The sequence below is a fragment of the Streptomyces sp. CB02414 genome, assembly GCF_001905385.1.
Lineage (GTDB): Bacteria > Actinomycetota > Actinomycetes > Streptomycetales > Streptomycetaceae > Streptomyces.
The window spans coordinates 192560-211324 of sequence record NZ_LIPF01000010.1 but is presented as its reverse complement, the minus strand read 5'-3'; the positions used below and the strand labels follow the sequence as shown (position 1 = coordinate 211324).

The 18765-nt window shown below is 73.0% G+C and carries 18 protein-coding genes and 1 pseudogene; 10 read left to right on the top strand and 9 right to left on the bottom strand.

Annotated elements, in window-relative coordinates:
* Positions 1–128 precede the first annotated feature (128 nt).
* Both AMK11_RS30230 and AMK11_RS30225 read right to left on the bottom strand, forming a co-directional pair.
* Entirely contained in the window at positions 129–1397 is a 1269-nt protein-coding gene (locus AMK11_RS30230) for an SWIM zinc finger family protein (RefSeq protein ID WP_073731280.1), read from the bottom strand.
* A pseudogene (locus tag AMK11_RS30225) lies at positions 1394–4311 on the bottom strand (DEAD/DEAH box helicase). The gene AMK11_RS30230 and the pseudogene AMK11_RS30225 overlap by 4 nt, the downstream one beginning before the upstream one ends.
* A 228-nt stretch (positions 4312–4539) precedes the next feature.
* Here AMK11_RS30225 and AMK11_RS30220 point away from each other — a divergent pair.
* On the top strand, positions 4540–4722 hold the full coding sequence (locus tag AMK11_RS30220; protein WP_073731279.1) for a hypothetical protein: 183 nt from the start codon (positions 4540–4542) through the stop codon (positions 4720–4722).
* Positions 4723–4726: 4 nt separating this feature from the next.
* Here the strand turns inward: AMK11_RS30220 and AMK11_RS30215 are convergent, their stop codons facing one another.
* From AMK11_RS30215 to AMK11_RS30205, 3 genes are all read right to left on the bottom strand, one after another.
* Positions 4727–6118 (bottom strand): tannase/feruloyl esterase family alpha/beta hydrolase, encoded by a 1392-nt coding sequence (locus AMK11_RS30215; protein ID WP_073731278.1) that lies wholly within the window; start codon positions 6116–6118, stop codon positions 4727–4729.
* Positions 6119–6310: 192 nt separating this feature from the next.
* The gene (locus AMK11_RS30210) at positions 6311–7264 is read right to left on the bottom strand and encodes a hypothetical protein (RefSeq protein WP_073731277.1); all 954 of its coding nucleotides are present in this window, start codon (positions 7262–7264) and stop codon (positions 6311–6313) included.
* A 139-nt stretch (positions 7265–7403) separates the two neighbouring features.
* A complete protein-coding gene (locus AMK11_RS30205; protein WP_198941496.1) occupies positions 7404–7700 on the bottom strand; it encodes a hypothetical protein in 297 nt (98 codons plus the stop codon).
* Positions 7701–7766: 66 nt separating this feature from the next.
* On the opposite strand from AMK11_RS30205, the gene AMK11_RS30200 reads away from it, so the two are divergent.
* The gene (locus tag AMK11_RS30200; protein WP_079187792.1) at positions 7767–8693 is read left to right on the top strand and encodes an oxygenase MpaB family protein; all 927 of its coding nucleotides are present in this window, start codon (positions 7767–7769) and stop codon (positions 8691–8693) included.
* Here AMK11_RS30200 and AMK11_RS30195 read toward each other — a convergent pair.
* Positions 8679–9203, bottom strand: a complete 525-nt coding sequence (locus AMK11_RS30195; protein ID WP_073731475.1) for a PadR family transcriptional regulator — start codon at positions 9201–9203, stop codon at positions 8679–8681. The genes AMK11_RS30200 and AMK11_RS30195 overlap by 15 nt on opposite strands.
* A 123-nt stretch (positions 9204–9326) precedes the next feature.
* Here AMK11_RS30195 and AMK11_RS30190 point away from each other — a divergent pair, with 123 nt between their 5' ends.
* Positions 9327–10082 carry an alpha/beta fold hydrolase gene (locus AMK11_RS30190; protein ID WP_073731274.1) on the top strand — a complete coding sequence of 252 codons (756 nt, stop codon included), beginning with the start codon at positions 9327–9329 and terminating at the stop codon, positions 10080–10082.
* Between the two features lie 4 nt (positions 10083–10086).
* Here the strand turns inward: AMK11_RS30190 and AMK11_RS30185 are convergent, their stop codons facing one another.
* On the bottom strand, positions 10087–10686 hold the full coding sequence (locus tag AMK11_RS30185) for a class I SAM-dependent methyltransferase (protein ID WP_073731273.1): 600 nt from the start codon (positions 10684–10686) through the stop codon (positions 10087–10089).
* A 152-nt stretch (positions 10687–10838) separates the two neighbouring features.
* On the opposite strand from AMK11_RS30185, the gene AMK11_RS30180 reads away from it, so the two are divergent.
* From AMK11_RS30180 to AMK11_RS30160, 5 genes are all read left to right on the top strand, one after another.
* Complete coding sequence (locus AMK11_RS30180) at positions 10839–11636, top strand: MHYT domain-containing protein (RefSeq protein ID WP_073731272.1); 798 nt, start codon at positions 10839–10841, stop codon at positions 11634–11636.
* A 64-nt stretch (positions 11637–11700) separates the two neighbouring features.
* Complete coding sequence (locus AMK11_RS30175) at positions 11701–14265, top strand: sensor histidine kinase (protein ID WP_073731271.1); 2565 nt, start codon at positions 11701–11703, stop codon at positions 14263–14265.
* Complete coding sequence (locus AMK11_RS30170; protein WP_073731270.1) at positions 14262–14699, top strand: roadblock/LC7 domain-containing protein; 438 nt, start codon at positions 14262–14264, stop codon at positions 14697–14699. Before AMK11_RS30175 ends, AMK11_RS30170 begins: the two co-directional genes overlap by 4 nt.
* Before the next feature lie 18 nt (positions 14700–14717).
* Positions 14718–15131, top strand: a complete 414-nt coding sequence (locus AMK11_RS30165) for a DUF742 domain-containing protein (RefSeq protein WP_073731269.1) — start codon at positions 14718–14720, stop codon at positions 15129–15131.
* Between the two features lie 62 nt (positions 15132–15193).
* Positions 15194–15799, top strand: coding sequence for a GTP-binding protein (locus tag AMK11_RS30160; RefSeq protein ID WP_073731268.1), 606 nt, complete (start codon positions 15194–15196; stop codon positions 15797–15799).
* Between the two features lie 37 nt (positions 15800–15836).
* Here AMK11_RS30160 and AMK11_RS30155 read toward each other — a convergent pair whose 3' ends face one another.
* Positions 15837–16265, bottom strand: coding sequence for a PPOX class F420-dependent oxidoreductase (locus AMK11_RS30155; RefSeq protein ID WP_073731267.1), 429 nt, complete (start codon positions 16263–16265; stop codon positions 15837–15839).
* Positions 16266–16372: 107 nt separating this feature from the next.
* Here AMK11_RS30155 and AMK11_RS30150 point away from each other — a divergent pair, with 107 nt between their 5' ends.
* Both AMK11_RS30150 and AMK11_RS30145 read left to right on the top strand, forming a co-directional pair.
* Entirely contained in the window at positions 16373–16786 is a 414-nt protein-coding gene (locus tag AMK11_RS30150) for a roadblock/LC7 domain-containing protein (protein ID WP_073731266.1), read from the top strand.
* 139 nt (positions 16787–16925) lie between these two features.
* Positions 16926–17873 (top strand): DUF6397 family protein, encoded by a 948-nt coding sequence (locus tag AMK11_RS30145; RefSeq protein WP_073731265.1) that lies wholly within the window; start codon positions 16926–16928, stop codon positions 17871–17873.
* A gap of 8 nt (positions 17874–17881) precedes the next feature.
* Here AMK11_RS30145 and AMK11_RS30140 read toward each other — a convergent pair whose 3' ends face one another.
* A complete protein-coding gene (locus AMK11_RS30140) occupies positions 17882–18751 on the bottom strand; it encodes an acyl-CoA thioesterase (protein WP_073731264.1) in 870 nt (289 codons plus the stop codon).
* Positions 18752–18765: the final 14 nt, after the last annotated feature.

Here is an 18765-nt window from a genome sequence, read left to right as displayed (position 1 = left end):
GCGGAGATACAACCGTTGCCGGCAGCGGCGACACGGGCCGGCAGCGGTTGTTCGCGGCAGCATCCTCACGGGCGCCCGCACCGGTTGTTCGCGGCAGCAGCGTCAGGGGCGCCCGCCCGCACCGGTTCTCAGGGTTCGTCCCCGGCCGCCGGTGCCGCCGACGCCAGGGCCGTCGCCGGGTCGTGGGCCGCGCCGCCCGCGGGGACCCAGCGCCCGCGCTCCTTGCGGTACGGCCACCAGCGGCCCTCGCGGTCCAGGCGTAGCTGGTGCGGCGCGCCGACGACGGTCCAGCGGTTGCCCCGCGCCCGCAACGCGGGCCGCTCGTCCTCGTCCCAGGCCGACTCGAGTGCCGCACGCGCGCGGGCGAGCGTGTCGCCCTCCACCGTCCACTCCTGCTCCAGCACGTACAGGGCCGGCCCGCCCCCGAGCCGCCACGCGCGGACGGCGGCATCCAAGGACTCCGGCGTGCGGCCCGAGCCCTCGCCGAGGCGGCGCGACACGTCCGGTGCCGGGTCGCCCGCGGCCAGGCGCACGGCGTCCTCGGAGGCGTCCGGTTCCGTGCTCAGGGCCTGCCGTTCGTGCCCCCCGCGCAGGGCCTCGGCGAGCAGGAAGTGTGCCTCCGCCGCGCCCCGGGAGGCCAGGAAGCCCAGGGCGGCAGGGTCGACACCGGGCGGCGGCGCGGTCCCGGTGTCCAGCGACGGCGGCACACCCGGCGCGTCCGGGACAGCGGGCGGGGCGGGCAGCGGAGGCAGCACATGCCCCGTCGCGTACGCCTCGGCCGCGTCCACGCCGTCCGGAGGGCGGGCGCCGTCCTCCGCGGGCGCTCCACCGTGCGACTGGAGGGCGTCGAGTACAACGCTCTCCGCGCGGCCGCGCATCAGCAGCAGCACGAAGGGGTCCTGGTCGAGCAGCCTGGCGACCTGGTAGCACAGCGCCGCCGTGTGCCCGCAGTGGTCCCAGGCGCCGCAGTCGCACTCCGGCTCCAGGTCGCCCATGCCCGGCAGGAGGTCGATGCCGGCGGTCGCGGCGTCCTCCACGAGGTGCGGCGGCATGTCGCGGTCCAGCAGCGCCGCCACATGCCCGGACCGCTCGATCGCCAGGTCGACGAAACGGTCCCACTGGGTGTCGGACAGCTCCTCCAGCAGGACGTCCGCCCGGTGGGCCGTACGGTCCCGGTCCTGGACGACGGCGGTGATGCGCCCCGGTCGCACCGACACCGCCCCGACCGCCCCCGCGCGCGCGAGCCGGCGGCCCGTCTTCACCTGGGCCGCGTCCATCGCCGCGTCCTCCAGCGACTTCAACCAGGCCCGCCCCCACCAGGTCTGCGCGAAGCCACGGCCGTGCGCGGGCGGCAGCGCGGCGAACGTCCGCTCGGTGTCCTCGTCGTACTCGTTCATCCCGTGCCCCCTCGCAGCTCGACCAGGTCGGCCAGTTCCGCGTCCGTCAGCTCCGTGAGCGCTGCCTCGCCCGCTCCCAGCACCGCGTCGGCCAGTTCCCGCTTGCGGTGCAGCAGGGCCGCGATGCGGTCCTCGACGGTGCCCTCGGCGACCAGCCGGTGCACCTGCACCGGGCGGGTCTGGCCGATGCGGTAGGCGCGGTCGGTGGCCTGCGCCTCCACCGCCGGATTCCACCAGCGGTCGTAGTGCACGACGTGCTCCGCGCGGGTGAGGTTCAGTCCGGTGCCCGCCGCCTTGAGGGACAGCAGGAAGACCGGGACCTCGCCGTCCTGGAACCTGCGCACCATCGACTCCCGGGCCGTGACGGACGAACCGCCGTGCAGGAACAGCGAGGCCACACCTCGGGCGGCCAGGTGCTGTTCGAGGAGCCGGGCCATTTGCACGTACTGCGTGAAGACCAGCACACTCGCCCCCTCGGCGAGGATCGTCCCGAGCAGTTCGTCCAGCAGCTCCAGCTTCCCCGACCGGCCCGTGATCCTCGGCCGTTCCTCCTTCAGGAACTGCGCCGGATGGTTGCAGATCTGCTTGAGTCCCGTCAGGAGTTTCACGATCATGCCGCGGCGCGCCATGCTGTCCGCCCCGGCGATCTCCGCGAGCGCCTCACGCACCACCGCTTCGTAGAGACCGGCCTGTTCCGTGGTCAGGGACACGGGGTGGTCGGTCTCGGTTTTCGGCGGCAGCTCCGGGGCGATCCCCGGGTCCGACTTGCGGCGCCGCAGCAGGAACGGCCGCACGAGCCGCGCCAGCCGCTCCGCCGCCGCCGGGTCCTGGCCGCCCTCGACGGCCTGTGCGTAGTGCCTTCGGAAGGTGCCGAGCCGGCCCAGCAGTCCCGGGGTGGCCCAGTCGAGGACGGCCCACAGCTCCGAGAGGTTGTTCTCCACCGGGGTGCCGGTGAGCGCCACGCGCGCGCGGGCGCCGATGGAACGCAGCTGCCGCGCGGTCTCCGAGTACGGGTTCTTCACGTGCTGGGCCTCGTCCGCCACGACCAGGCCCCACGGCACGGCCGAGAGCCGGCCGGTGTCCAGGCGCATGGTGCCGTAGGTGGTGAGCACGAACTCGCCGTCGGCCAGGCCCTCCAGGTCGCGCTTCGTGCCGTGGAAGCGGCGGACGGGCGTGCCGGGCGCGAACCGCTCGATCTCCCGCTGCCAGTTGCCCATGAGGGACGTCGGGCAGACCACCAGAGTGGGTCCGGCGGCCGTCGCGTCGGTCTGCCGGTGCAGGTGCAGGGCGATCAGCGTGATCGTCTTGCCGAGCCCCATGTCGTCGGCGAGGCAGCAGCCCAGGCCCGACGACGTCATGCGCACCAGCCAGTCCAGTCCCCGGCGCTGGTAGTCGCGCAGCGTGGCGTGCAGGCCGGCGGGCTGCGCGACGGTGTCCTGCGCCCCGGGATCGGTCAGGCGCTCCCGCAAGGCCGCCAGCCATCCCGTGGCGCGCACCTCGACGCGGCTGCCGTCCACCTCCGTCGAGCCCGTCAGAGCGGCGGCGAGCGCGTCGACGGGTGTGACCTTGCGGTCCTGCCGCGCGCGGGCGCGCCGGGCCTCCTCGGGATCGACGAGCACCCACTGGTCACGCAGGCGCACCACAGGTCGGTTGGCCTCGGCGAGCACATCCAGCTCCTCGCGCGTGAGCCGCTCGTCGCCCAGGGCGAACGACCAGTTGAAGGCGAGCAGCGCGTCGGCCGACAGGAACGACGGGCCGGCGTCCGACGAGGCCGTGCGCTGCGTCGGCCCGTCGTCGGCCGGACCGACCTCCGCGCGGGTGGTCAGATCACGCGCCAGCTCGCGCGGCCAGTGCACGTCGACCCCCGCGCCGGCGAGCGCCCGGGAGCCCGGCCCGAGGAGTTCGGTGACGTCTTCGTCGGCGAGGTCCACGGCGTCCGGCACGGCGGCCGACAGCAGCGGCGTCAGCGCGGACCAGGCCCGTGCCGCACGGCGCAGCGCGAGCAGGGCGTCCATCCGGGCGCGCGTGCCGAACGCCTCCGTCCCGGTGCCCGCCCACACCTCGGCGGCGTCCTTGACGAGCGCGGGATCGCTCACACTGTGCACCTGGAGCACGGCCCGGAACGCCGGCCGGGTGTCCGGGGACGCCGCGTCCGTGAGGCCGTGCACCTCGACGCGCAGCGACAGCCGTACGCCCATGTCGTGGCCGGCTGCGACATCGGCGCTCCACGCGCGGAGCCCGGGCTCCCGCCGCGGCTCCCGCGCGGCGTACGCGGGTCCGGCCGTCACCAGCTCGGCGGCGGGGGAGCGGGGCAGTGTGTCGGCGACCGAGTCCGGAAGTCGCGGACCAGCCGTTCCGGGTCGGGCAGCAGCAGGGGTTCGACGCCGTCGACCGGGACGGCGTGCGCCTCGGGCGGCATGGCGGCGGCCAGGTGGCGCACCCGCTCGGTCTCCTCCGCGCCCAGCGGACCCGTGCGCCAGGCGTCGTGGTCGGCCGCGGACAGACCGGGCAGCAGCAGGCCGCGCGCGACGAGATGCAGGGCCTCGAGCGCCACCGCGCCCCAGAACACGGTCGCCCGGTGGGCGTCGGCGCCGGAACGTGCGCGGGTGAGGACGGGCAGGGCCGCCCGCACCGGCAACAGCAGGGCGGGGACCGTCGCCGGTCGCACTCCGTCGCCGTCGGGCAGGACGACCGTCAGGTTCTCCACCGACCCTGACGCAAGGCCGACAGGGCTCTCGCCGTCGGTGCGCCAGAAGGCGACCCGGCCGGCGCGGGCGGGATCAGCGGGCAGGAAGACGGCACAACAGCGGGCGAGTTCGGATACCTCGGAGGGTGTTGCCGGGAGAGCGGTCTGCGCAGCGATGACGTATTCCTCAAATTTGACTAGTCGGGGACGCGATTGGCGATTGTACATCACGATCCGAGTGGGAGTGTGTCACCGAGATGCCTTCACCTTGTGTCTTGGGTCACTATTCAAGTGGGAAGGTGTTCTCCGGTCCTCCGGGCAGAGCCACCGAAGGGTTCTCGGGGATGTGTCAGGGCTCGGTCTCAGGGACGTCTCAGGGTCGCGGTACGGAACCGCCGGAAGCGCGGGCCCGTTTTCAGGACAGAGAGCGGCAGTGGCCGCGAAGGAGGCGACACCATGTCGAAGAACGCCAAAGTCGCAGCGGGTGGTGTGGCGGTCGGGCTCATCCTGCTGATCTGGCTGCCCTGGTGGGCCGCCCTGCTGATAGTTCTGGGAGTCCCGGCCGCCGCGTACCTCACCCTGGACCCCTCGCAGCGGCGCAGGCTGCGCCGCGTCACACGCAAGGAGATCGGACGCTGAGGCGCTAACGCCGCGCCGCCGCGGTCCCGCCCAAGGCGCAGGAGTTGACCACGTCACCGCCCGCGGGCCTGCCGACCGTGTGGTCCGCGGGCGGTGCGGTGCCCTGCTCCACCCAGGCGGTCAGCGCGTCGAACGCCGAACGGAAGCACGGCAGGATCGGCCGCAGACGGTCGGGATACGTGTCGTACAGCCCGTCGACGTGTGTTCCGCCCGTGATCGTGTAGTAGCGGTGCAGCCTGCCCCGCCCGCTCGCGTCGACCATGTGTGTGTACACGTCCGAGTCGGCGGCCTTGGGCAACAGCGCGTCCAGATCGCCGTGCAGGGTGATCAGCGGTTTGCCGATGCGTCCGGTCAGTGCCACCCGGGCCACCGCCCGGTGGACGGAGGCAGGGCGTTGCGCGTAGTCGTACGCCGCGTCCGAGCGGCACGGCGCCAGGATCTCCTGCGTCGTCGACCCGGCAGTGGGGCCCGGACAGCGGGGATCGTAGGCCGGGTCGAACTCGGCGCGGTAGATCTTCTGAGTCAGACCCCAGTAGGCCTTCTCGTGGTACGGCCACAGGAACTCGGAGCCACGCGCGAAGCCCGCCGCGTACAACTCCTCGTCCCGTGCCGTGCCGAATGTCCGGGCGACCGTGACCGGCAGGGACGTGAGCAGACTCGGGCCGTTCGCGGTCCACAGCGCGCCCTCCCAGTCCACACCGCCGTCGTACAGCTCCGGGTGGTTCTCCAGCTGCCACCGGGTGAGGTAGCCGCCGTTGGAGATACCGACGACGTAGGTGCGTCGCGGCGCGTGTCCGTAGCGCTGGGCGGCCACCCGGCGGGCGGCCCGGGTCAGCTGGGTGGTCCGGGCGTTCCACTCCGCGACCGCGTCCCCGGGCCGGGCGCCGTCCCGGTAGAAGTCCGTTCCACTGTTGCCCTTGTCGGTCGCGGCGTACGCGTACCCCTGGGCCAGGACCCGGTCGGAGATCGCCTTGTCCGTGGCGTACTGCTTGCGCGTGCCCGGCGCACCTGTCACCACGAGACCGCCGTTCCAGCGGTCCGGCAGCCGGATCACGAACTGCGAGTCCTGCCGCCAGCCGTGCGTGGTGTTGAAGCGGGAGGAGTCCGGGAAGTACCCGTCGATCTGGAGGCCGGCGACCCCGGCCGGCGTTCTCGTCCCGCCGGCGGTCAGCCCGGCCTGGTCGGCCAGGTCGGTGTAGGGGGTGCCCGCGAGGCCGGTGGTCGTCAGATCGTCGAGGCAGGCGGTGCGCTGCAGGGCCGCTCCCGGCACCCGCACGCGCTCCTGGCGGGCGCAGTGCCCGCTGCCGTCGGCCGCCGCGGCGGCGGGCGCCGGCCCGGTGAGCGAGACCGCCGTGAGAACGGCGGCGAGGAACGGAACACCACGGAGCGTACGCATCGGAACCTCCAGGCACGAGGGGGAGTGGAGCTCGCAGCCGAGCTCGGAGCTGCCCCATCGTGCGGGCCGTCTCCGGCGTCTTCCATGGGTTGGAGCCACATGGGAAGAGAGTCGGGCATGGGGGCCGAGAACAGTCGGGGACGTAGGCCGGCCCGACTGCCGCCGCCGCGCGTCTCGGTTTCCCGTCCCCGGTCAGCTCGGCCGTACGGCCATCCTGTCGAGGGCTTCCAGGAGCCCGGGCAGCGAGGGGCCCCTGCCCACGGGCAGGACCTCACCGGGCTCCTCGTCGAGCAGGACGAAGGCGATGTCGTCGGTCCTGGCGACCAGCGACCAGCCCGGACCGTCGGCCCGCAGCGTCCGGGCGTCCCCTGACGCGAACGACGACCGCACCCGGCCCAGCGGCGGCGGCGTGTCGATGTAGGCGCGGGCCTCGGCGAGGACCCGCCGCACGCCGCTGTGCCCGAAGGCCCCGGTTCCGGTCCTGTCCGTGGCCCCGGCCCGGCCGCTGGCACCGTCCCGGCCCGCGACTTCGGCCCTGTCACCGGAGTCGGACTCCGCATCGCCGCCGCCGGTGTCCCCTTCCTCCTCCGGCCCGGCTTCCGGACCGCCGTCCACCGAACCGGCGCTCCCGGCGGGCGCCGGAAAGTCCGCGTCGTCGATCTGCCCCCGCCACTGCGCCCACTGCGCGGCGATCTCGTCGGCCCCCATGCGCCGCTGCGCGGGCCCCCAGACAGCGGTGTCCGGCGGCGACAGGGCGGGCTGGTCGGCGGACTCGGGGACGGGATCGTGCGGCGCGGGGACACCGGGGGCGGTCACGGCGACCGGGAGGGGCCAGCCGGGCAGCGCGGCGACGACCGTACGCTCGTCCGGTGACAGGTCGTACTCCATGCCGCAGTCCCAGGACGCCACGGCGACGGCGACCAGTGAGACGTCGTCGATGACGACCGTCCACCGGGCGCCGTCACCGTCCTGGCCGAGCACCAGGCCGTAGCCGTCGGCCAGCGGCGGGAGTCCGAGCGCCGCGCACGCCTCCACGTAGTCGTCGCCCAGCACGCTCGGGAACTTCGCCGGCGTCAGCAGCACCGCCGTGAGCACGTAGAGCGCATCCTCCGCGGCGGCGACGGCGTCCTCGTCCGTCCCGGCCATCCCAGCCTCCCCATCGGTTCGTCCAATGGCGCGCACCCTAGTGCGACCGGGAAGCCCTTGTCACGACTCCCAGACGCACCCGAGCTGCAGCTTTCCGGCTGGACGGGGGCGAATCGACCACTGCCCCGGCGCACACGCGTCAGGTGGCGGGCAGCCCCAGCAGCGCCCGGGCCACGTCCCGGGGCGACTCGTCGCGCTCCCGCGCGAGCGCGATCACGGCCCGGCACGCCAGCTCGTTCACGCCGAACGAAAGTGCCTCCGGCGACACCCAGCCCGTCGCCTCGTCGATCCTGTCCTGGTCGTCCTCCGCGCACGCCGAGACGTACACGGCGGCGGCCTCGAACAGGTTGTGCGAGCGCGGCTCCCCTCCCGCCTTGCCCACCGTGCGCCGAGCGGCGCGAGATCTGCTCCAGGCCTCGCGGATCTTCCCGAACAAGCGGATCACCCTCCCCTGCCGATTTCCTGGCTGATCGTGCATCTCCCGCTATTCAACGTAGAGTTGATGCCTCGACAGCAGAAGGGGAAGGCCACGGTGAAGCGTTTCGAGCGCCTGGAGCAGATCCGGCGGATGGACCCGTACGAGGACGCCTCGGAGATCTACCGGCTGTCCTCGGCCTACGAATTCCCCTGGGACTTCGCCCGCGCCCTGGAACTGGCGCTGTACCGCACCTACGCCGTCCCGAGCATCGGCCGCCTGCTGGCCGAGACGGCGGAGTTCACCGGCCGGCCGCAGAAGCGGTACGACGACACCGCGCTCCTGCTCGACGCCATCGTCGAGCACGGCTTCGGCAGCGAGCAGGGCCGCACGTCCGTCCGGCGCATCAACCAGATGCACCGCAGCTACGACATCTCCAACGACGACATGCGCTACGTCCTGTGCACGTTCGTCGTGATTCCCAAACGCTGGATCGACAACTACGGCTGGCGCAGGATGTCGCGCCACGAGACCGTCGCCTCGGCGCTCCATTACCGCACGCTGGGCCGGTACATGGGCATCAAGGACATTCCCGGCTCGTACGAAGAGTTCGAGAGCTGCCTCGACGCCTATGAGGAGGCGCACTTCGCCTGGGACGAGGGCGGGCGCCGCGTCTCCGACGCCACACTCGATCTCATGGCCTCCTGGTACCCGGGCCCCCTCGCCCCGCTGCTGCGCGCCGGGACCCTGGCCCTGCTCGACGAGCCCCTCCTGCGGGCCTTCCGCTATCCCGCGCCGAGCCCCGCCGTCCGCGCGATCGTGCGCCGCGCGGTGCGGCTGCGCGGGCGGACGGTCCGGCTGATGCCGCCGAGGCGTGCCCCGCACCACGCCCGGCAGAATCGGGAGATCAAGAGCTACCCGAACGGCTACCGGCTGGCGGAGCTGGGCACCCGCCCCGTTCCGGGCGTGCGGGGCTGCCCGGTCCGGCACATCGACACGTCAGCCGCCGAGTGAGCCGATCGTCTCCCGCAGCCAGCTGAGCTCCGCGCGGGAGGTGGCGCGCGCGATGGTCAGAACGCCGCGCCGGAAGGGATCGTCCAGCTCCTCGGCGCGCAGTGGCCGGTCACCGTCGTAGAAGAAGCTGGCGGGTTCCTCGAGGAAGGCCAGCCGCCGGCGCAGTACGGCGGCCTGGGCGGCGGCGTCGTCGAGGTGCCGGAGGAAGGCGAGCACCGTGAACCAGCGGTTCTCGTCCGTGATGTCGCGCCGCGCGGGTTCCGCCAGCCGGCGGCGCAACTCCCGCCGCCCCTCGTCGGTGAGGGTCAGGACATGACGCGGTGCCGCCACGGCGCCTGGCTGCGTGGCCCGCGCGAGGAAGCCCGCCTTCTCCAGGCGCTTGATCGCGGGGTACAGCGTGCTCTCGGCGACGGGGCGTACGTGCCCGGTCAGAGCGGTGATGCGCTTGCGCAGTTCGTAGCCGTGCAGCGGGGCGTCGTAGAGGAATCCGAGGATGGCGAGCTCCAGCATGCCCGCATTCTCGCCCATGGGCGTGGTACCTCTGGCTCTGTGTACTCTGGCAAGGCTATACATCGGTTCAGATGTATTCTCCTTGTGGTCGTGCGCGAGTGCGCGATCCAGAAGGAGGACGCAATGAGGGAAGCCCGGTTCGACGGTCGCGGCAGCCGCATCCGCTGGACGGAGGTACCGGGCGCGGAACCGGCGCGGGTGTACGTGCACGGGCTCGGTTCGGTCTCGTCCGTCTACCACGCGCACATCGCGGCCCGCCCCGGACTCGCGGGCCGCCGCAGCCTCTTCGTCGACCTGCCGGGCCACGGAATCAGCGACCGGCCCCAACACTTCGGCTACACGCTCGAGGACCACGCCGACGCGCTGGCCGCCGCGCTGGACGCGGCGGAACTGGTCGGCACCGAACTGGTCGCGCACAGCATGGGCGGTGCCGTGGCCATCGTGCTCGCCCACCGGCGGCCCGAGCTGGTCTCCCGTCTGGTCCTCACGGAGGCCAACCTCGACGCCTGCCCGCACCCGGACGCGGGCAGCACCCGCATCGCCGCCTACGAGGAGGAGGAGTTCGTCGACGTCGGTCACGCGCGCGTGCTGGAGGACGTCGGTCCCCCGTGGGCGGTGACGATGCGGCTGGCCGACGCACGTGCCCTGCACCGCTCGGCGGTCGGACTGCTCCGGGGGTCGGAGCCCGTGATGCGCACCCTCCTCGAAGGGCTCCCGGTGGACCGCGTGTACGTGCAGGGCGGACTCAGCGGCGAACTGGAGGGCCGGGCGGAGCTGGAGGCCGCGGGAGTGTGCGTGGTGACCGTCCCCGGCGCCGGGCACAACGTCATGCTCGACCGGCCCGACGAGTTCGCGGCGGTGGTCGCACAGGGAAGCTGAGCGGTCAGTCCTCCCGCACGGCCAGGGCCAGGAAACGGGCATCCTCGTCCACGTACGACGTCATGCGCCACCCGGAGCCGGCCAGCAACGGCCGTAGCCTGGGCTCGGCGCGCAGGTCGTCCGGGCTGACCCGCCGTCCCTGCCGGGCCGCCAGCGCCGCCCGCCCGATCGGGTGGAACAGCGCCAGCACACCACCGGGGCGCACGACGCGCGCCAACTCCCGCAGGTTCCCGGCGGGATCGGGCAAGTGCGCGATGAGCCCCGCGGCGAACACGGCGTCGAGCGACCGCGACCGCAGGGGCAGCGCGGCGACGTCGGTCAGCAGCAACCGTCCGACGCGGTGCCTCCCGGCCCGTACGGCGGCCTGGAGCATGGCGGGCGTCAGATCGGCCCCGACGACCAGACCCGACGCTCCCACGGCCGCGCGCAACGGCGTCAGGGCGCGTCCGGTGCCGCAGCCCGCGTCGAGCACGCGGGCCCCCTCGCGCAGATCCAGCTCGGCGACCGCGGCCGCGTAGGCGGGGCCGTCGTCGGGGAACCGGCTGTCCCAGTCGGCCGCGCGGACGCCGAAGAACTCCTGGACGTGTGTGTGGTCGTCGCTCATGCTCCGCATGATCCCCCAACCGCACGGACGATGCCGGGGTGCACACGTTCGAGCCTGACGCGATCGTTCCAGCGCTTCTCTGTGTCAGATAGCAACACCTTTCGAAACGCGCCCCCGTGGTGCGCCCTCTCCGGGACTAGCGTCCCGGGGTCATGGGACACCTGGACCACGCCGCCCTGGGCTGGCTGACCCCCGTGCTGTCGTACGCGATGGCCTGTACCGGCGCCGCCCTCGGACTGCGCTGCACCGTGCGCGCCCTCGCCGCCACCGGCCGTACGCGCCGCAACTGGCTGCTCACCGCCGCCTCGGCGATCGGCACCGGCATCTGGACGATGCACTTCGTCGCCATGCTCGGCTTCCGCGTCAGCGGCACCGACATCCGCTACGACGTACCGCTCACGCTCACGAGCCTGCTCGTCGCCGTGGTCGTCGTCTGTGCCGGCGTCTTCGCGGTCGGCTACGGACGAAACCGCCCGCGAGCACTCCTGCTCGGGGGACTCACCACGGGGCTCGGCGTCGCCAGCATGCACTACCTGGGCATGGCCGCCGTCCGCCTGCACGGCGACGTGACCTACGACCCCGTCCGGGTCGGCCTCTCCGTCCTCATCGCCGTCGCCGCGGCCACGGCGGCCCTGTGGGCCGCGCTCAACATCAAGTCCGCGCTCTCCGTCACCATCGCCTCCCTGATCATGGGAGCGGCCGTGAGCAGCATGCACTACACCGGCATGTTCGCGGTGAGCGTGCGGGTCGCGCCCTCCGGCGAAACGCTGCCCGGGGCCACGGCGATGCAGTTCATCTTTCCCCTCGCCGTCGGTCTCGGGTCCTACCTCTTCCTGACCTCGGCCTTCGTCGCGCTCTCGCCGACGGCGGGAGAGCACGAGGCCTCCGCGTCGGCGCGGCAGCCCCTCAAGAGCGCCGCCGGTAGCACGGCCGGTGGCACCGTCCGGTAGCGGCGGCCCCGGGCCTCGACGGTCCCGGCGGGAGCGTCCCGACTCCGTCCCGAGTGAGGAAACCATGCGTACACCACGGACGACGCCCAGAGCCGGTGCCGAGTCACCGGCCCGGCCACCCGTGCGCGGCCGTCGGGCACACGCCGGTCCACCGGCCACGGACGAGGACCCCGCAAGCCCCGCGGACACGGCACAGAGCCCGGACGGCACGCGCGCGTGGCGCAGGCGCATACGCCCGCGCACCGTCCGCGCCAGGATCGTCTGCCTGCTGATGGTGCCCGTCGTCTCCCTGCTGACCCTGTGGGCGTACGCCACCGTCACCACGGCACAGGACATCTCACGGCTACGGCAGGTGCAGCGCGTGGACGCCAAGGTCCGGGCCCCCGTGAGCGCCGCCGTCGCAGCCCTGCAGGCGGAGCGGCGCGCGGCCGTACGCCGCGCCATCGACGCGTCGGCGGTCCCGGGCGACGACTACAGGGAGCACGCCGCACGCACCGACCGCGCGGTGGCGGAACTGCGCCTCGGCGACCGCCACACCGTCGCCGACAGCGAGGAACTACCCGCCTCGGTGGCCCGGCGGCTCGAGGCGTTCGTCGCCGGAGCCGAACGGCTCGGACCGCTGCGCACCGCCGTCCTCGACCGCAGCGCGGACTGGGCGGACGCCTACGGCCAGTACACGACGACTATTTCGGCGGCCTTCCGCGTGGGCGGCGCGTTGAGCGGCATCCAGGACGCCGATCCGGGATCCGACGCACGGGTGCTGGTCGAGTTCGCCCGTGCGGGCGAGGCGCTCGCCCAGGAAGAGGCCCTGCTGGCCGGCGCCCGCCTCGCCGACGGCCTCGACGGCGAGCGGCTGAGACTGTTCACGGGCGCCGTCGACAGGCGACGCTCCCTCACCGAGTCCTCCGCCGCCGACCTGCGCGGCCCCGAACGCGCGGCCTGGCAGGACCTCGTCGCCTCCAGCGCCTACGCGACGCTGGAGGCGGCCGAGGAGAAGCTGCTCGCCCCGGGGGCCGAGGACCGGGCGATCGAGGCGGCGGCACCGCTCGCGGCCTGGGAGGGGGCGCACGCGCGCGTGCGGGACGGTATGCACGCGATCGAACAGGACGCCGGGCGAGGGGTCGCCGACCGCGCCGACCCGTTCACCCGCGGAGTGCTCACGCCGGCCGGCGCCGCCGTCCTCCTCGGTCTCCTCGCCGTCGCCGCGTCGCTCGTCATCTCCGTCCGCATCGGCCGCGGGCTGGTCATGGAACTGGTCGGTCTGCGCAACAGCGCCCTGGAGATCGCCCGGCACAGACTCCCCGAGGCCATGCGCAGACTGCGCACGGGCGAGGAGATCGACATCGGCCCCGAGGCGCAGGCGGGGCCGCCCGCCGAGGACGAGGCCGGTCAGGTCGCCGAGGCACTGGACACCGTGCACCGGGCCGCCCTGCGGGCCGCGGTCGAACGCGCCGAACTCGCCAGCGGCATCTCCGGCGTCTTCGTCAACCTCGCCCGCCGCAGCCAGATCCTCGTCCACCGCCAACTCAGCCTCCTGGACAGCATGGAACGCCGCTCCGACGACCCGAACGAGCTCAGCGACCTCTTCCGCCTCGACCACCTCACCACCCGCATGCGGCGCCACGCCGAGAGCCTCATCATCCTCTCCGGCGCCGCACCGGGCCGCGCCTGGCGCATGCCGGTCTCCCTCACGGACGTGGTCCGGGCGGCCGTCTCCGAGGTCGAGGACTACGCGCGCGTGGAGGTACGGCACCTTCCCGAGGAGTCGGTCGTCGGTGCCGCGGTCGCCGATCTCACCCACCTCGTGGCCGAACTCATCGAGAACGCGGCCCAGTTCTCACCGCCCCACACGCGCGTGCGTGTCAGCGGCGAGCCCGTGGGCAACGGCTACGCCGTCGAGATCGAGGACCGCGGGCTCGGCATGGGCAAGGACAACCTCGCCGAGGCCAACCACCGCATCGCCCGGTCCGAGGCGCTCGACCTGTTCGACAGCGACCGCCTCGGCCTGTTCGTGGTCAGCCGGCTCGCCGCACGGCACGACATCAAGGTCCACCTCAAGACCTCGCCCTACGGCGGCACCACCGCCGTCGTCCTCCTGCCCACCGCACTCCTGCACAGCGGAACGCCGGAGCGTCCGCCCACAGCGGCCTACGAGACCTCACGGCCCGAAGACGCCGAATACGCGCGCGTCTCCGGTGCCACCGCGTACGAGGAGCCCGTCACCGCCCCGGCCGAACGTCCGGCGCTGGCGGTCTCCGTACCGGCGACGGCGGAGAAGTCGGCACCGGGCCGGCCCCGAGGAGCCACCCCCTTGCGACTGCACCGGTCCCCTGACGACTCCGTCACCACCGACGGCCCCGACCCGCACCCCACGACGGGCCGGTCCGACGACCTCCCCCGTCGCGTGCGGCAGGCGAGCCTGGCCCCCCAACTGCGCGACGGACGCCCGGCGGACCCCGCGCCGCCGCCTTCCGCACGCGCACACGACGAGCGCACCCCGGAACTCGTACGGGAGCGCATGACGGCCTACCGCGACGGCTGGTCGCGCGGCGGTGGCCGACGCCCCGGCCCTCGGACACCGCCGGACGCGCGGGCCGGCGGCACCAGAGACGAAGGAGACCCCGCATGATCCACGATTCCGGCACCGCGAGCGCCCGGCGGGCCCGCGAACTCGACTGGCTCCTGGACGACCTCGTCGGGTGCGTGCACGAAGTGCGGCACGCCGTGGTGCTGTCGAACGACGGACTCGCCGTGGGAGCGTCGACGGGCCTCGGCCGTGCGGACGCGGAACATCTCGCGGCGGTCGCCTCCGGTTTCCACAGCCTGGCTAAGGGCGCGGGCCGGCACTTCGGCGCCGGGGGCGTACGCCAGACCATGGTCGAGATGGATGACGGCTTCCTCTTCGTGGCCGCCGCCGGCGACGGCTCCTGTCTCGCCGTCCTCACAGCGGTGACCGCCGACATCGGCCTGGTGGCCTACGAGATGGCACGACTGGTCAGACGCGTCGGTGAACACCTCCACACGGCGCCGCGCGCCGCCACGCGGCCGCCCGCCGGCGGATGACCCGGGAGGGCCGCACCGATGACCGACCACACCACGGGCACCGGCCGGGACCGGCCGGGCAGCCAGTGGTACGACAACGAGGCCGGGCCCCTGGTCCGCCCCTACGCGATGACCGGCGGACGCACGCGGCCAGGGCCGGCGTGGGTGCGCTTCGACCTGATCGCCCTCGTCACCCGCGTCCCCGGCGCGCCGGGCTCCGACGAGGCCGTGCTCGGGCCGGAACACCGGACCCTGGTCCGCCTGTGCCGCTCGGAGACCCAGTCGGTCGCCGAACTGGCCGCGGACGCCGAGCTGCCCGTGGGCGTCGTCCGCGTGCTCCTCGGCGATCTGGTGGAACTCGGCTGTGTGACCGTCAGCCGGCCCGTACCGCCCGCGCACTTGGCAGACGAACGGATTCTGCGCGAAGTGATCGCCGGACTCCGCGCACTGTAGAGGAGCCGACAGCCATGACCGGCACAACCGTGCACGACCGACCGGACCGGGAGAAGTGATCGATGGCCTCCGAGCAACCCGACGCCGATGACGGCGACACGACGGCGCTGGCGTTGAAGATCCTGGTCGCCGGAGGGTTCGGCGTGGGCAAGACGACCCTGGTGGGCGCGGTCAGCGAGATCAGGCCGTTGCGCACGGAGGAACAGCTCAGCGAGGCGGGCCGGCTGGTGGACGACACCGACGGCCTCGACCGCAAGGTCACCACCACCGTCGCCATGGACTTCGGGCGCATCACCATCCGGTCGGGGCTGTCCCTGTACCTCTTCGGCACCCCGGGGCAGGACCGCTTCTGGTTCCTGTGGGACGAACTGTCCCAGGGCGCGCTCGGTGCCGTCGTCCTCGCGGACACCCGGCGCCTGGCGGACTGCTTCCCGGCCGTGGACTACTTCGAGCACCGGCACATCCCCTTCGTGGTGGCCGTCAACTGCTTCACGGGGGCACGCCGCCACGAGACACACGACGTCCTGCGCGCCCTCGACCTGGACCGGGGAACGCCCGTGGTGCTGTGCGACGCCAGGGACCGCGACTCGGGGAAGGAGGTGCTGATCCGGCTCGTCGAGTACGCCGGGCGGATGCACACCGCCCGGCTGCTCGACTCCGTGCGCTGAGGCGCACCAGCCCTCCCGAGCGCACTCCGGCGGGCTCTCAGTCCGCCACGGCCTTCTGTGCCAGGACCTTGTCGACGGTGACGCGTACGAGGAGCTCGCCCGGAACTCCGTTGCGGGTCCCGAACTCCTCGGCGCGTTCCTCGCCCATGTACCGGGCCCCGATGCGGGCGGCCCAGTGCCGGAGGTCGTCGAGGTCCTCCGAGACCCGCGCGCGGCCCTGCAGCACGACGAAGTCGAAAGGAGGCCGGTCGTCGTCCACACACAGGGCGACCCGGCCGTCACGGACCAGATTGCGGCCCTTCACGGTGTCCTTGCCGGTGTTGAACACCACGTCGTCCCCATCGAGCAGGAACCACACGGGTGCCACGTGCGGGCTGCCGTCCGCCCGGACGGTCGAGAGCTTGCCGGTGCGGGTGCCGTCCGAGACGAACGCCCGCCATTCCTCGTCGGTCATCTTCTGTGCCATGCCCACATCCTCCTTGCCCGGAGCACGGCCGTGGTGAAGGCTGGCGGGCAGATCCTCCGGTACGGGGGAGAGGCACGCACACGGGGACGACACGGGGAGATCGGAACATGGCGCAGAATCAGGGACTCGGCTGGCTGCTGGACGACCTGACCGAGCGCGTCGAAGACGTCCGGCACGCGTTGATCCTGTCCAACGACGGGCTGGTGACCGGAGCCAGTACGGGACTACGGCGCGAGGACGCCGAGCACTTGGCCGCCGTCTCCTCCGGACTGCACAGTCTGGCCAAGGGGTCGGGGCGCCACTTCGGCGCGGGGCAGGTACGGCAGACGATGGTCGAGTTCGACGACGCTGTCCTGTTCGTCACCGCGGCGGGCACGGGCAGCTGCCTGTGCGTGCTCAGCGGCGCGGAGGCCGACATCGGGCAGATCGCCTACGAGATGACGCTGCTCGTGAACCGGGTGGGCGAGCATCTCGACGTCGATGCGCGACAGCCCGGACGGATATCACCGAAAGAGCTCTGACCTGGGAATTCAATCCTCCAGCGAGGTTGGCTGCGGAGTTGTCCACAGGCTTGCCACGGAGATCGCGGCAACGGCTACCGTTCTGTGTCAGACGGGCGCGGACCGGCGCCCTGCCGCACACTCCACGGGGGAGACGAACATGTCCGGCAGCACTCTCACGCACCAGCCCACGACCACCGGCCGGCGTGCCGGCACGACCCGCGAGGCCGCCCTCGCGCCCGGCCACGCCGCAAGGGAACTCTGCCTCAAGCGCAGCGAGTTCGACCTGGCCGTGCACCTCGGCCGTATCCGCACCGTACCCGGCGACGGCGACGGCGACGGCGACGGCGACGGGGGCGGCGGCCGTCGTGTCGCCCGCGAGGAGATCGAGCGGATCCGTTCGACGGAGGGTTTCCCGCAGGTTCTGCGGGAGCGCGTCCGGACCGTCGGGACCACGGAGGGCGCGGCCCTCATGGCAGTGACCAGGGCCCGCTTCACCCGCCTCGCACGCCTGGGCCTCCTGGTGCCCGTGCGCTTCTACGTCAACCGATACCGTGCCGTCGTCTGGCTGTATCTGGCCGACGAGCTACGGCAGTTCGCGCGGGACGAGCAGAATGCCGCACTGGTGAAGGGCCGTACGCCCGAGGGACTGCGCGACCAACTGACGGAAGGCCTGGACCTGCGTCCCCGCAACTGGCGGGGACGGTACCTGGGATTCCTCCTCCGCCAAGCCGGCGACCCGTGGGCCCGGGCCGCGGCGGTCGCGTCGCTGCTGGACCCGGTCGAGGTGTCGCGGGCCGTCCGGGACCCCTACGAGCGTTCTCGGCTCAACCAGCTGCGCCGAGTGCCGCCGGCTCACGGATCACCCGGCTCCCCGGCCGCGACGCTCGCCGAAGAGATCACGACCGCGGCCGACCCCGATGAGATCCACTGGCTCCGTACCAACCTGACGGGCGAGATGGCGGCGGCACGACGGTACCTTCCCGCGCCACGCCCGGCCTCTCCCTCCGCGCCGGCCCCGCCCGGCCGGGACACGCCACGGTACGGGGAGGAGGAGGCCGGACGGTTCCGCGGCCTCCTCCGCCGGCTGTGGCGCAAGGACCCCTGACCGACGCCCTACTTCAAGGCCCGGAACAGCCCTTCCTGGACGACGGAAACCAGCATCCGCCCTTCCCTGTCGTAGATCCGCCCGCGTGCCAGCCCCCGCCCTCCGGTCGCGATCGGTGACTCCTGGTCGTACAGGAACCACTCGTCGGCGCGGAACGGCCGGTGGAACCACATGGCGTGGTCCAGCGACGCCATGTCGAAGCCCCGCGGTCCCCACAGCGGTTCCACCGGGAGGCGCACCGCGTCCAGCAGCGTCATGTCGCTGGCGTAGGTCAGGGCGCAGGTGTGCACGAGCGGGTCGTCGCCGAGCGGCCCGACCGCGCGCATCCACACCGCGCTGCGGGGCTCGGCGTCCTCGACGTCCTCGGCACTCCAGCGCAGCCGGTCCACGTAGCGGATGTCGAAGGGCTGGCGGCGGGCCATCCGCTCGAACTGCTCGGGCAGCGCGCCCAGGTGCTCCCGCACCTCGTCGGCGACCTTCGGCAGGGACTCGGGGTCCGGGACCTTGCGGGCCAGCGGCAGCTGGTGCTCGAAACTCCCCTGCTCAGGCTTGTGAAAGGAGGCGGTGAGCGTGAAGATCGTGCGGCCCTGCTGCACCGCGGTGACCCGGCGGGTCGTGAACGACCGCCCGTCCCGGTCCCGTTCGACCTGGTACACGATCGGCACGCCCGGGCGTCCCGGGCGCAGGAAGTACGCGTGCAGCGAGTGCACCGGGCGGTCGCCCTCCGTGGTGCGGCCGGCGGCGACCAGCGCCTGGCCGGCCACCTGGCCGCCGAAGACCCGCTGCAGCGACTCCTCGGGGCTGCGGCCGCGGAAGATGTTGACCTCGATCTGCTCCAGGTCGAGCAGGGCGACGAGGCTTTCGGCCGGATTCGTCATGGGTGGGATTCTCC